The organism is Sphingomonas gei, assembly GCF_004792685.1.
GTDB lineage: Bacteria > Pseudomonadota > Alphaproteobacteria > Sphingomonadales > Sphingomonadaceae > Sphingomonas > Sphingomonas gei.
In genome coordinates this window covers 142,658-156,363 of record NZ_SRXT01000009.1, presented here as the reverse complement: position 1 = coordinate 156,363, position 13,706 = coordinate 142,658, and the positions used below count along the sequence as shown (strand labels likewise).

Sequence of the window (13,706 nt, the reverse complement as noted above, 5' to 3'; positions counted from 1 at the left end):
GTCGGCCTACCGGAAATCGCGGGGCTTCACCTTTATGCCCTCGGTCGGCTTTCCAGCTACGATCCCCGACCCGAGGCGAAGATCGGGAACGAAGATCTCCCGCGGATGCCTACCAAGGGGCGAAGCAGCCAAGTCGCGTGGGTCAGGGCGCATCGGGCTTTTCACGACATCGGCACGGCTGACGCGATAAATTTCGGAAACGTCAGCGCGATGGCCCACGCTGGCGAGAAGGGGGGACAGATCATCGAGGCGTTGGGCAATGAGGTGAATGACTTCGCCCTCACGCTGGACCTGCCCACGCACGCCCATCATCGAGGCACCGAGCACCGTACGACGGTTGTTTTCGAACACATTGGTCCAAACAACCAGATTCGCGACATTGGTTTCGTCCTCAAGCGTGATGAACATGACGCCCTTCGCCGACCCGGGCTTCTGGCGCACCAGCACGATGCCGGCCAGCTCGACCCAGCGTCCGTCCTTGGCGGTCTGAAGTTGCTCGCAGGTGATCATCTTTCGCGCCTTCAGCTCATCGCGAAGGAACGCGAGTGGGTGCGCACGTAGCGAAAGCCCCGACGCGCGATAATCTTCCACGACCTCGGCTCCCTCACCCATCGGAGCCAAGAGCACTTTCGGTTCGATCGCCTCTCGCCGCAGCTTCCCATCGCGCTCGTCGGCGGCCGCGAACAAGGGCAGGGCGGCGTTACCGAGCCCCTTCACGTCCCACAGGCCGGATCGACGGCTGAGCGCTAGCGACCCAAACCCATCGGCCTCGCCGATCCGGTCAAGCGCACCACGACCAACGCCTGCCCGGCGCTGGATTTCTTCCACGCTCATATAGAGCTGTTGCCCACGCGCGGTTACGATGGCCGCCCCATCCACGTTCGCCAGATCGCGGACCATACGGAGCCCCAGACGCACCGCCTTATACCGTCCGAATGAATCCTCGAGCGTGCAATCCCATCGACTGTGGTTGACGTCGATGGGCCGGATCTCAACGCCATGCTGGCGCGCGTCGCGCACGATCTGTGCCGGTGCGTAGAAGCCCATCGGCTGCGCGTTGAGGAGCGCCGCGCAAAAGGCGTCGGGATGATGGCACTTTACCCAGGACGATGCGTAGGCGATCAAAGCGAAGCTGGCGGCATGGCTTTCAGGGAAGCCGTAAGACCCAAAGCCCTCGATCTGCTTGAAGGTCTTTTCCGCAAACTCACGATCATAGTCCCTCGCAACCATGCCATCGATCAGCTTGTCGCGGAAATGCGACACGCCGCCCGTCAGCTTGAACGTGGCCATCGCTCGCCGAAGAAGGTCGGCCTCGCTCGCCGTGAAACCGGCGCATTCGATGGCGACCCGCATGGCCTGTTCCTGGAAGAGCGGCACACCGAGTGTCTTCTCCAAGACACGACGCAGCTCCTCGGTCGGGTAGGTGACTTCCTCCTCACCGTTGCGCCGACGCCGATAGGGATGAACCATATCGCCTTGAATCGGCCCGGGCCGCACGATCGCGACCTGTATGACCAAATCGTAGAATGTCTTCGGCGCCATCAGCGGGATCGACGCCATCTGCGCCCGGGATTCGATCTGGAAGACGCCAAGAGTGTCTGCTTTGCGTATCATTGCATAGGTTGCAGGGTCTTCGGCCGGGATCGTGGCGAGGTCGTGTTTGATCCCTTTGTCGTTCTCCAGAAACTCGAGCGCCCTGCGCATGCAACTCAACATGCCAAGCGCCAGCACATCGACCTTCATGAAACCCAGGAGATCGATGTCATCCTTATCCCACTCGATCACCTGGCGATCTTCCATCGCCGCGGGCTCGATCGGTACCAGCTCGTCAAGCCGGTCGCGTGTCAGGACAAAGCCGCCAGGGTGCTGCGACAGATGGCGGGGCGTGTTGATGAGCTGCCGCGCGAGTTCGAGGGTCAGCATCAGGCGCTTGTCGCTGAGGTCCATATTGAGCTCGACTGCGTGCTTTTCCTCGACGCCTTCGCGGCTCCAGCCCCACACCGCGCCGGCCAGCCCTGCTGTCATGTCCTCTGAAAGCCCCAGTGCCTTGCCTACCTCGCGAACCGCGCCGCGAGCCCGGTAGCGCGTCACCACTGCGGTCAGTGCGCTACGGTCGCGACCATAGGTTTCGTAGATCCACTGAATTACCTCCTCACGCCGCTCATGTTCGAAATCCACATCGATATCCGGCGGCTCCCTGCGTTCCGCGCTTACGAAGCGCTCAAACAGCAGCTCCGAGCGCACAGGATCGATCGAGGTGATGCCGAGGACATAGCAAACGGCGCTGTTGGCGGCCGAACCGCGCCCCTGGCAGAGGATTTCGCGCCGGCGTGCCTCCATGACGATCGAGTGGACGGTCAGGAAGTAAGGCGCATAGTCGAGATCCGCGATCAACTGCAGCTCATGCTCGAGCTGCGACCGCACTTTGGCGTCCAAACCGTCAGGGTAGCGCTCTGGGGCCTTCTCCCACGTCAGCCGCGCAAGCTCCTCTTGTGGCGTCCGCCCCGGCACCTGGATTTCGTCTGGATATTGATATTTGAGCTCCTCCAACGAGAAGGTGCACCGCGCGGCCAGTTCGGTTGTGCGGGCGACTGGGCTCGCATCTTTCAAATAGCGTCTGAACAGGCGCTCCATCTCCGCCGATGTTTTCAAGTGGCGGTCAGCGAAGCGCTCACGCCGATCGCCCAGTTTATCGATCGTGCACTTTTCGCGGATGCAGGTGACAACATCCTGCAATAGCCTGCGGTCGGGTGAATGATAAAGGACGTCGTTTGTGGCAACCGTCGGCACACGGGCCGCATCAGCTATGGCGGCGAGATCGCGAAGGCGGATCGCGTCACGCGGGCACCGGCGGATCGACAGCGCCACATAGCTGCGATCTCCGAAGATCCGGTGCATGCGAGCGAGCGCGGTTTCTGTCGTGGCATCGGCGCGATCGGGTACGAGGAGGCCGATTAGCCCTTCGTTCCACTCTTCGAGGTCCGACCAATCCAGATGACAGGCGCCTTTGCCCGCGCGGCCTTTGCCGACGCTCAGCAACCTGCACATGCGACCATAAGCCGCTTTGTCGGTCGGGTAGACGAGCAGTGCCGTGCCGTCGGTGAGATCCAATCGGCAGCCTACGATCGAGCGCACGCCGGTGGTCTTTTCCGCGTCCCAGGCCCGTACGATGCCCGCAACCGAATGCCGGTCGACGATGCCAAGTGCCGGCAGCCCAAGAAGCGCCGCCGCCGCAAAAAGCTCCTCCGGGCTGGAGGCGCCGCGCAGGAAGCTGAAATGGGTCGTAACCTGCAGCTCGACATAGCCGCCACCGGCGGTCATGCGAACGCTCCGTGAATGAACCACCGCATCGGCCCGGTGACGTGGTTCTCCCCGTCACCCACGCGGAAAAGCCAATAGCGACCGCCGGTTTCGGTCTCGACCTGATAATAGTCGCGGACCGTATAGGGCTGCTCGCCTTCAACCCCGTGATCGCGCCACCACTCACCATATAGGCGCTCGGGCCCATCACCTTGGGTGACGCGGTATCGCTTGCGCCGCCAGATGAACAAGCGCGGCGCCTCGTCGGGAAGCAGGGCGACCACGTCGATCGGTTCCGGGCTATCCAGCATCCGCGCAGGTCGAGGCAGGTCGCCAGCCCAGGCTATGCCGCTGGAACTGCCTAGCGCAGCCAGCCGCGCAACGGAGCGTTCCGGCATTGCGCTTGGCTGGGGCACCGCGCGGTGAAGATGCCGGTGTCCGAAGCGGTTGGCGAGCGCATCGACCAATGCGGCAATGTCCGGACCGTTGCGACCGGGACCGGCCAATCCCTCGCTTTGCGCAGCGCTCATCGCCTCGGCAAGCGGTGTCACCAGCGTCATCGCTTCTATGCCCAGCCCGGGTTCAATCGTCTCGATCTTGGCACATAAAAGCTTGGTCAAATGGGCGTGATCGCGCGACGGAATGGCCGTGCCGACCCGAATGGCTTGCCAGTGCCCATCGACCCTGGCGAAGTGACAATCGAGCCTGCGGGCTCCCTTGCCCAACGCCGTCAACTGCAGCACGATGTCGGCGACAAGATCGCCGATCACGCATGCGAACGCCTCGGACGTGGCGATCGGTTCCAGCATTCCTCGTCTGGCCCGAGGCAGGTGGTCGGGAAAGATCGGGTCGATGGGCTCGGCTATCTGGCCCAGGGCCTGATCGAGCCGGCGATAGAGCTGGCGCCCGAAGCGCTTCGCGAGAGGTGCCCGCGGCGCATCGATGAGCTGTTCGATCCGCTCGAACCCAAGCTTTCGAAGCCCTTCCACGTCGCGCGCATCGAGGCGCAACGCCGCGATCGGTAGCAGCGCCAGCGCCTTGCGATGATCGCCGGGAGCAATGGCTACTGGCCGACCCGCCGGGACCTGGCGCGCCACGGCGTGCGCACATCCCGCAGTGTCGGCGACCGCCAGCTGCAGCGAGAGGCCGAAACCAGCAACCCGCCTATGCAGATCTTTCAAAAGCGCCTGCTCGGAACCGAACAAGGAGGCGCAGCCCGTAATGTCCAGCCAGATGCCATCTGGAACATCGGGCGCGACGACAGGGCTGTACCGCTGTCCGGCCCAAAGCGCGAGACGCCGCAACCCTTCGACGTCAGCCTCCGGGTCCGCGTCGACGACTACCAGCTCCGGCGCAAAACTGCGTGCCTTGGTGACGGTCATGCCCGGTACGATCCCGAGCGTCCGCGCCGGACCATCGACCGACGCCACAACCCGCCTCCCATGATCCGGAATCGCCGTGACCATCGGAGCAGGTGCCGCCTCAGGCTGCGAACTGGCGTTCTTCCTGCGCAGCCGGTCGGTCGACCAGTGCGGCAGGAAGAGCGATACGACCCGTCGCATCGCAGCCCTCCACTATCCAACTATGCGGATTTCCGCCGCGCACGCGTTCGAGCTCAACCCGCCAGCGTGGCCGCCCCAGGCTCGGAATGCCGAGGTCTTCGCTTGGGTGAGCTGTCACCCGCCAGCGGGTCGCCGCCGCGGTTCCCCCTACGGCCTGTTCAACCCTTGACGCGCGTCGGAAGACGAAGGCAGCGACGCCCGAGCCTTCCGCTGCAAGTTGCAGACGTTTGGAGGCCGTGGTCGAATATTTCGCTACCTCGCCCACCACCCCGGCAAGGCCTGGTTGGCGCAAACATTCCTCCATCGCGAGAAGCACGTTGGTGTCGCTGCCAGCCTCGACGTGAATCACGCGGTCCGGATGCAGTCCGGCCAGATGAAGGGCAGGGGCGAAGAGGTCGCGCCAGCGCAGACACCAGAAAACCGGACCCTCTACGCGCGCGAGAATTCCGGCGAGAAACACGGTCGCGCTGGCCTCGTCAGCCAAATCGGTACTGCCTGCGATCTCATGAAGCGCGCCGGTGGCCATCCCGCCGCCTGGCAGGCGACAGTCAATGCTCTCGATCCCGAACGGAATAACGCCATGTCGGCCGTCCGCGCCTTCGATCTGCGCAATGCGCGCACGTAGATCATCAAGGACGGCGGACTGGCGCATAGCATCACAGAGACTCGGGAGGCGGTTGATTCGTTCCCACTTTGTTCTCTTGGCGATAGGCCAGAGTCAAGCGTGCTGAAGACCGCCTTTCGCGCTGTAGCCGCAACGACCGGCCAAAACCCGCGCATTTGGAGCGCAGGAATTTTCGATGACGTCGGTTCGGTAGCGGGCAGAGGACGAATCCGGCATGTTCCGGCGATGAACGATCTCAACGGCAAATCTATCGCGGAAATGCTCGCGCTCCATGCGGCGATCAATGAGGCACTCCGATCGCGCAACGTGCTGCGGTCGGCCAACAATCCGACCGGGGACCTGGCCGAATATCTCTTCTGCGCCGCTTTCGGTTGGGAACAGGAGGCCAATTCCAAGAAGGGGTTCGATGCGGCGGACGCCGATGGCGTCCGCTATCAGATCAAGGGCCGTCGGCTGCACAGCCGCAACAAATCGCGACAGATGTCCGCGATCCGGTCGACGGATGGCTTCGATATATTGGCCGGCGTCCTGTTCAACGATGACTTTTGCGTCATTCGGGCAGCGCTAGTCCCGGCAAGCGTGGTGTTCGAGCGAACGAGCTTTGTCGATTATACGAAAAGCCATAAATTCTACCTGCGCGATGAAGTTTGGGACGCACCTGGAGTCCGTGACGTCACCGAGCGTTTGCGGGCGGTCGAGCAGGCATAACCAGCTCCCTTCACTGCTGGTTATGACCGCCTGACCGGGCTGAGCGGTCGAGAGCTGTCACGCGTGAAAAAAATAGCGCGAGACGCACGAACGGGATTCACATTGCCGCAGGCGCTGCTAAGATTCATCTTATGTTCCACCAAGCTGACCTTTTCGATGCCGTTGAAGTCGGCCAGGGAGCAGCCGCCAAGTCATTGAATCTGCCGGCGCTGATTGAACGTATCGCGGATTTCTCAGCGCGGCCGCGCTACGCATTCATGGTGCTCAACCTCATTGCCAAAGCTGCCGGGGGAAACAGCGGTTCGGCGGGTCCATATGTCGATACCGAGGAGGAGGCCCGTGTACCACTCCGCGACTGGCTGTGCGATTCCTTGGTTCCTATGGCAAAGCGCGATGCCCGTCGCCTCATGATCGTTGAAGAAGTCAAAGCATCGCTCGCTGCTCAGGACGCCTTACCAGAGGACGCCCAGGAAGCCGCAGAGATGATCGATCGGGAAGTGCGTGAACGGGTTCGACGCTCGGGCCGGTGCAACGTCAGTCGCGCCGTTTCCGATCTCGTACGCGCCGGCTTGGTGCGACGACACTACCAAGGCTACCGGGTGGACCATCACAATCGTGGCGCTCAGCGCGAGGCGGTGTACACTATCACTGAGGCCGCGGCGCGTGCTCTCTGGTCGCAAAAAGCCCGATAACCCGCGAGGCCTCGCCACTTTCACCAATCTGCGGCTTTCAGCGATTTGCTGAAATCCACGTTTTAGTGAAATATTCCGAACGATTTAACGTTGGATGCGCGGCATCAGGAAGCGTTTGGTCAAGTCGCTCCCTGGGCTCGTGCTATGGGGTGCGGTGACGCACAGATCTGTAGGGCCACCATGAAGCTCATTCACACCGCCGACTGGCAGCTCGGCAAGCCTTACGGGCGTTTTGAACCGGAGGTACGCGCCGCACTTTCCGAAGCACGCTTCGACGCTATCGATGCCATCGGGAGGGAGGCGGCTCGCCACGGTGCCGATCATGTGATGGTCGCAGGCGATGTCTTCGACACTGAAGGACCGGAAGACCGCACGATCGTTCAAGCCATCTCCCGAATGGAGCGCCATGCGTGTCGATGGTGGCTGCTGCCGGGCAATCACGACTTTGCCCGCAACGGCGGTCTCTGGGATCGTGTTCGCCACCGCGCGGGAAGCTGTATCACCGTATTATCGGAAGCGCAGGCCCACGAAATCGAGCCCGGAATCTGGCTCCTTCCAGCGCCGCTGACGCATCGCCACAACCTCGATGATCCCACCGAGCTTTTCGACACCATGGCAACACCGGGAGGCCGAATCCGCATTGGCCTCGCGCACGGGTCGATCCGCGACTTCGGCACTCAGGGCGAGACGAAGAACCAGATCGCGCCCGACCGGGCTCGTCGCTCCACGCTCGATTATCTCGCGCTTGGAGATTGGCACGGGACGCTCAATATCGATGCGCGCACCTGGTATGCGGGCACCCCCGAAACCGATCGCTTCCAACGCGATGAGCCCGGCCAGATACTATTGGTCGACATCGGCGAAGGTCGCGATCCGGTGGTGACACCGATCCGCACGGGGCGCTTCCAATGGATCAAGCGAAGCTGGACCGTCAACGATCAGGCCGGGTTCAATGCCGAGTGCGACCAGTTGTTGGGATCGATCGATCCGCCTTCGACGCTCCTCGAACTATCGCTGGCCGGAATCACGAGCCTTACGGACCGGGTCGGGATGCTGGGCAGACTGGAAAACGATGTTGGGCACCGTGTCCGTTATCTCGACGTTCGCGCAGCCGATCTTGTCGGCCGCCCCAGCGCAGACGATCTTGCTAGCCTCGCGGTTGAGGGCATGCTCGGCGTCGCCGCGGCGAAACTCTCTGCGGCAATTGAAACGGGCGGCCCCGATGGGTTGATTGCAAAGCGCGCCCTGGAGCGACTCTTCGTCGAGTACAGCCGGGAGGACAGGGCATGAGCCTGTACCTGCGCCGTATCGCCATCGACGGCTTCCGCAAGTTTCGGGAGGCGATGGCGATCGAAGGGCTCACCGACGGTCTCAACATTGTCATCGAACCCAATGAGACCGGCAAGTCGACAGTGCTCGAGGCGCTGCGCGCGGCATTTTTCGTCCGCCACGGTACGAAGAACCAGCTCGCCCAATCGTTCGCGCCTTATGGGGAGGCCGTTGGTCCGGAGATCCAGGTGTCGTTCGATGCAGATGGCGCACCATGGACGGTGACGAAGCGCTTCCTGCGCGGTGCATCGATCGAGGTCACCGGTCCCCAAGGCAAGGCGCAGGGCGAAGAAGCGGAAGCTCGCCTGCACGCCCTTCTAGGATCGGTCCGGGACACCAGTCAAAGGGGTGATGCCGGGAGCTATGGCGCTCTGGGGCTCCTCTGGGTTGCTCAAGCTGAGGCGCTCACGGTCACCGGACCGGGGCAGATCGTGCGCGACACAGTACGGTCAACGTTGGAAGCAGAGGTCGGCTCGATTATGGGTGGCCCCGCCTACGCGCGCGTCCGCACCCGGATCGATGAGCAATATGGACGGTACTGGTCGCCCACCGGACAGAAACGCGGGCGACAAAACGAAGCCCGAGAGCGCGTCGAACAGGCCGAAGCGGCCGCGCGCGACGCCTCCGAGCGTCTCGCTGGGCTTGAGAGGACGTTCTCCGAACTCGAAAGTGCGCGCTCCAGACTGAAGGTCGTTCACCGCGAGATCGCGGATGACACAGACGTGCAAGCGCGGAAGGATCTCACTGCCTCTCTCGAGACGGCGCGCGCAGCTGCGCAAATCCTCGCGACGCGGCGGGCCGAGCATGAGGCCATCAGCGCGAAGACGCGCAACCTTGAAGATCTCGTCGATCGTCATCGGAAGGCGACCGACGAACGCACCAGCGCTGAACTCGCGCTTGAGGCTGCGCGCTCACGCCGCGCCGAAGTCCGCGAGGGCTTGGCCACTGCGCAGCAACGGCTTGCTGATGCGCGCAGCGCCTTGGAAGCCGCGCGCACCGCCCGTCAAGAAGCACGCCGTGCCCTAAGCGCAGGCGAGGAGCTCTTGCGCACGTCGCGCCGTCGAAGCGCGGTGTCCGCGGCACGCGCGAGGCACGCCGAACTGGTCGACCTAGAGCGTCTTCAGGTGGAGGCCGCAGCCCTCACTGCGACGCTGATACCGGCCAAAGCGATGGACGCGATCGAGGCAAACGAGCGGCTCGTAGCTGAGGCGCGCGCGGCGCGCGCCGCAGGTGCCACGCGGGTTGCCCTTGTTGGAGACGCTGCGGGCATATTGATCGATGGTGAGCCGATGGCGATCGGAGAGCGAACTCTGTCGGGCGAAACCCGCGTTCGGTTTGGCAATGCCGAGCTGATCATCACGCCGCCGGCAGGGGCGGCGAGTGCCGAAGGAGCGCTTTCTTCGGCGCTGGAGCGACAGGCGTCTGCGTTCGCGGATCTGGGGCTGACCAGCTTGGCGGAGGCGCGCGCACGGAATGATACTGCGCGAGATGCTGTAGGCGAGTTGCGCACGATCGCGGCGCGCATTGCGGCCGTGACGCCGGCCGACGACGTTATCGGGCTCGCTTCCGGTCCTGATGCGCTCAAGCTCTTCATCGTCGAATTGGTCGACGAGGATGAGGCGGTCGAAGCCGATATCCCGGACGTCGCGCTGCTCACGGCCAAGCTGGAAGCGGCCGACACCGCTCTCGCGAGGGCGGAAGGTGCACAGGAAAGCGCTGTTGAGGCGCTCCGCCGGGCCGAAAAAGAGGACGCGCCGCTGGCCAGCGCGGAAGCGGGCGCGGCCAGCACGCTGGCCAACGCTAACGGTCAGATCGAGACGATCGAAGGCCGCCCGGAATTCCCAACCCTGGCGGCAGACGTCGTTCGGGCCCGCGAGCAAACGGCTGAAGCAGCCGTGAAGCTTGAGGAGGCCACCCGGGACGCGACTGCGCACGATCCTGCGGCGATCACGCGAAGGATCGAGACAATCGATGCGCGGGTAAAGGCGGCGGGGGAGGCTCGTGTCAAACTCGAGATGGACGTCGCGCGGCTGGAGGGGACGGTCGAGAGCGAGGGCGGGAAGGGGCTCGCCGATCGGGAGGCAGGGGCTCGGGAGGAGGCTGAGGCGGCACGTGCGGCACTACAGCGGATCACCGAGGAATCCGACACGCTGAAGTTGTTGCGCGATACGCTCGATGAAGCGCGGGATGAGACCTCGGCAAAGTTTGTAGGGCCCGTCGCCAAGCGCGCGAAACGCCATATCGAGCGGCTCTTGCCCGGCTGCGACCTGAGCTTTTCTGAGGACCTCACGCTGGAAGCCGTCGTGCGCGGCGGAATCAGCGAAGGGTGCGGCGATTTGTCGCGCGGCACACAGGAACAGCTGGCGGTGCTGACGCGGATCGCATTTGCGGACATGCTCCTGGAGCAGGGCCGGCCCGTGTCGCTCATTCTGGATGACCCGCTTGTCTATGCCGATGACGCGCGGCTCGATCTTATGATCGAGATATTGAGCGAGGCGGCCGAAAGGATGCAGGTCGTTCTACTGACCTGCCGTGATCGCGCATTCCGCCACGTGCCGGGAAACCGCTTGTCCATGGCGCGAATTTTGCTCGACGGCGTCTAATCCTCGGCTCAGCCCGCGTGTATCACGCCGCGTGCTAAGAACGGTGTGATTCAGCCGCATCCGAGCCACAGCGCGCTTTGCTTAAAAATTGACTTTCGGCTCGCGCCACGCGTCGCCTCGGCTATAGTGGCGTCGCAACGATCGGGTCTTGTCCCGGGCGCAAGTAAGGGTGACGACAGACACGGATCAACCGCGCCTGCCATCATGTAAAATACCCGGGGGGGAATGATGGCCAGTGAACCGATTGACGATGTCGTGGCTTGGTCAAACACACAGGTGCCGTGGCGGCAGGACTGCCTTCGCCGCCTCGCAATCGCCAATGATCTAAGCGAAAGCGATGAGGCCGAATTGCTTGGCATGATCAAGCACGCGGCAGGATTCACACTTGCCGAAACGCCGCCGACCGCGGATCCGTTCACCAAAGCACATTTCAGCGGCGGCAGTCATATCCCTATCGTCTTGAAGGGCATAGCCAACATTGCCGGTGTCAATCGCCTTGTCGCAAACGCATCACTCGATTTTTGCCCGAAGGCGCTGACCATCGTTTATGGTCGCAATGGTAGCGGCAAGAGCGGCTTCGTTCGGATTCTGCGGACTGCATGCCGAACCCGCATCGAGAGCGCCGCGACGCTTAAGGTGCTCGCGGATGTGTATGGCGATGGCAAGGGCGCATTGTCCGCCGACATCATGATCGACGCCGGCGCCGGCGACGTTCCAATCGCCTGGTCGCCGGGGATGGCCGCGGCGCCTCAGCTCGGTCAGGTCGCGGTCTTCGATACTGCGTCCGCCCAGCTCTACGTCGATGGCGGCAACAAGATACGATACCTGCCGTTCGGTCTAGCACTTCCTCACCGGTTGAACGGGGTTTGCCTGTCCTTCAAGGCCGCCCTTGAGGCGGAACAAAAAACCGCGGTCGGCACCAAGATTTCTTTGGCGACGGTCACGTTCCTGACGATACGCGAAACCGCCGCGCAGAAGTTCAATCGTACGGTTACTAAAGCAACCACCGACGCGGCGATTGCAAAGGCATCCGCCTTCAGCGAAGTCGACGACGCCCGGCTCACCGAGGTGACCGGCATTCTGTCGGCCGGATCGACCGCTGCCGCCGACATGACCAACCTTGTGTCCTGGGTCGACACGCTCGCGATTGAGTGCGCGACGGCTGAGACAGGGCTGAGCGACGAAGCCTTGGCGGCGGCCGCAGCTCTCAAAAGCACCGCCGTATCTGCACGTGAAGCGGCGAAGCTCGCCGCCGGCGCGCTGTTCGACGACGAACCATTGGCGGGCGTGAGCAGCGAGAGCTGGCGCAAACTGTGGCGCGCAGCGCGGGATTATTCCGTCACCGAAGCTTATCCGGAAAGGGCGTTTCCTGTTCTGCCGGCCGATGCGGCTGGCGCGGACTGCGTGCTGTGCCAGCAACCCCTACTGCCCGATGGCGCAGCAAGGATGCAGCGCTTCCAGGCCTATATGGACGACACGCTCGACACGGCAGCGACCACGGCCGAGCAGGCCGTCGTCGACGCCATCTCGGCACTCCCGGCATTCAAGCAGCTTACCGCTGCAGACTTCGCAGAGCGCGTCGAACAAATCCGCTCGCGCGACACCGGACTGGCAGACGCCCTGACGACTTTTCAGGCATCGGTGATCGCTCGTCATGCCGAAGCAAAAGCCCGGCTAGTGGGAGGTGCCGAAAACGACATGCCTGCCATGGCGTCCGCCACCGAGGCGGTGAAGGCGTTGGCTACCAAGCTTGCTGATGAAAAGGCCGAACTGATCAAGGCCAGCGACGCGGAACAGCGGCTCAAGCTCGAGTCCGAAAAGGCCGAACTCGAAGATCGCAAGATTTTGAACGCCAACGCCGCGAAACTGATCACGCGCCGCGACCTGATGGTGACCGACGCTGCCTACACAAAGGCGCTGGCGCTGGTCGCAACGACCGGCATCACCAAGCGGGCAAACGAGTTGCTCGACATCCATCTAACCTCGGCTGTGGTCTCGCAGTTCGATGCCGAGCGCGAGCGCTTCGAGATCAAGCATCTGAAGATCGGCCTGGCGCGGAAAAGCGGGCAAACCAAGGCTGAGTTCGAGGTGAACCCGCAGACAACGCTGACAAAGATCACTTCGCAGATTTTGAGCGAAGGGGAGCAGCGGGCGCTCGCGCTCGCCGGCTTCCTGACCGAGGTCGCTTTGACCGATGGTTCGGGTCCGATCATCGTTGACGATCCGGTCTCTTCCCTCGATCGGGAGCGCAGCGCCAAGGTCGCTGACCGCATCGCGGAGGAAGCAGGCAAACGACAGGTGGTCGTGTTCACGCACGACATGGTGTTTTTCAACGAACTCTGCCGCGCTGCCGATGAAGTCGGAATAGATCCTGTGACCGTTGTCCTGTTCAGCGACCTCGACGCGGCCGGAAAGGTCGATCCGGCCGGAATGGGCTGGAAGGGACTCAACGTCGCCAAGCGCATCAGCAACATCAAAAACCGTTTCGCACCGATGCCCAAACTCCACGCAACGAGCCCGGCCGACTATGAGTACGCGATCAAAGGCCTCTATGGTCGCTTGCGCGACACGTACGAGCGGGTGGTCGAGGAGGTGATCTTTTGCGATATCGTGCGCCGTGGTACGGATGTCGTCCAAACCCAGATGCTGCGCTATGTCACCTTGCCCGATACTCTCGCGGTCCGGTTTCACGAGGGCATGTCCCGCGCCAACACCCACAGCCATGACAACCCGGCATCAGATACCGTGCCGGTACCCAGGCCGGAGGAGTTTCAAGCGCACATCGCCGAGCTTGAGCAACTGATCGCCGATTTCAAGGCCGCAAAAGATTTGGCGGAAGCTGCTCGTCCTCAGATGAAGCCTAAGAAATGAGAGAATCAGGCGACGA

The 13,706-nt window shown here is 62.9% G+C and carries 8 protein-coding genes; 5 read left to right on the top strand and 3 right to left on the bottom strand.

Going from position 1 to position 13,706, the window contains the following annotated elements; translation table 11 throughout:
* Positions 1-6 precede the first annotated feature (6 nt).
* From E5A73_RS20265 to E5A73_RS20255, 3 genes are read right to left on the bottom strand one after another with little or no spacing between them, the layout of a single operon-like run.
* Positions 7-3,321 carry an error-prone DNA polymerase gene (locus E5A73_RS20265; RefSeq protein WP_135965666.1) on the bottom strand — a complete coding sequence of 1,105 codons (3,315 nt, stop codon included), beginning with the start codon at positions 3,319-3,321 and terminating at the stop codon, positions 7-9.
* A complete protein-coding gene (locus E5A73_RS20260; protein ID WP_135965665.1) occupies positions 3,318-4,862 on the bottom strand; it encodes a DUF6504 family protein in 1,545 nt (514 codons plus the stop codon). The genes E5A73_RS20265 and E5A73_RS20260 overlap by 4 nt, the downstream gene beginning before the upstream one ends.
* The gene (locus tag E5A73_RS20255; RefSeq protein ID WP_135965664.1) at positions 4,783-5,514 is read right to left on the bottom strand and encodes an ImuA family protein; all 732 of its coding nucleotides are present in this window, start codon (positions 5,512-5,514) and stop codon (positions 4,783-4,785) included. The genes E5A73_RS20260 and E5A73_RS20255 overlap by 80 nt, the downstream gene beginning before the upstream one ends.
* A 72-nt stretch (positions 5,515-5,586) precedes the next feature.
* On the opposite strand from E5A73_RS20255, the gene E5A73_RS20250 reads away from it, so the two are divergent.
* The 5 genes from E5A73_RS20250 to E5A73_RS20230 all read left to right on the top strand — a co-directional run bounded on the left by E5A73_RS20250 (position 5,587) and on the right by E5A73_RS20230 (position 13,690).
* The gene (locus E5A73_RS20250; RefSeq protein ID WP_240700304.1) at positions 5,587-6,195 is read left to right on the top strand and encodes a hypothetical protein; all 609 of its coding nucleotides are present in this window, start codon (positions 5,587-5,589) and stop codon (positions 6,193-6,195) included.
* Between the two features lie 131 nt (positions 6,196-6,326).
* Complete coding sequence (locus tag E5A73_RS20245; protein ID WP_135965663.1) at positions 6,327-6,887, top strand: hypothetical protein; 561 nt, start codon at positions 6,327-6,329, stop codon at positions 6,885-6,887.
* A 180-nt stretch (positions 6,888-7,067) separates the two neighbouring features.
* Entirely contained in the window at positions 7,068-8,177 is a 1,110-nt protein-coding gene (locus tag E5A73_RS20240; RefSeq protein ID WP_135965662.1) for a metallophosphoesterase, read from the top strand.
* Positions 8,174-10,819: an AAA family ATPase gene (locus E5A73_RS20235; protein WP_135965661.1), complete on the top strand. Its 2,646-nt coding sequence runs from the start codon at positions 8,174-8,176 to the stop codon at positions 10,817-10,819. The genes E5A73_RS20240 and E5A73_RS20235 overlap by 4 nt, the downstream gene beginning before the upstream one ends.
* A 228-nt stretch (positions 10,820-11,047) precedes the next feature.
* Positions 11,048-13,690, top strand: coding sequence for an AAA family ATPase (locus E5A73_RS20230; protein WP_240700303.1), 2,643 nt, complete (start codon positions 11,048-11,050; stop codon positions 13,688-13,690).
* Positions 13,691-13,706 lie beyond the last annotated feature (16 nt).

Coding starts and splice junctions, on each gene's coding strand:
- E5A73_RS20265 (WP_135965666.1), bottom strand. CDS start 3,321: ATGACCGCCGGTGGCGGCTATGTCGAGCTGCAGGTTACGACCCATTTC.
- E5A73_RS20260 (WP_135965665.1), bottom strand. CDS start 4,862: ATGCGACGGGTCGTATCGCTCTTCCTGCCGCACTGGTCGACCGACCGG.
- E5A73_RS20255 (WP_135965664.1), bottom strand. CDS start 5,514: ATGCGCCAGTCCGCCGTCCTTGATGATCTACGTGCGCGCATTGCGCAG.
- E5A73_RS20245 (WP_135965663.1), top strand. CDS start 6,327: ATGTTCCACCAAGCTGACCTTTTCGATGCCGTTGAAGTCGGCCAGGGA.
- E5A73_RS20240 (WP_135965662.1), top strand. CDS start 7,068: ATGAAGCTCATTCACACCGCCGACTGGCAGCTCGGCAAGCCTTACGGG.
- E5A73_RS20235 (WP_135965661.1), top strand. CDS start 8,174: ATGAGCCTGTACCTGCGCCGTATCGCCATCGACGGCTTCCGCAAGTTT.
- E5A73_RS20230 (WP_240700303.1), top strand. CDS start 11,048: ATGGCCAGTGAACCGATTGACGATGTCGTGGCTTGGTCAAACACACAG.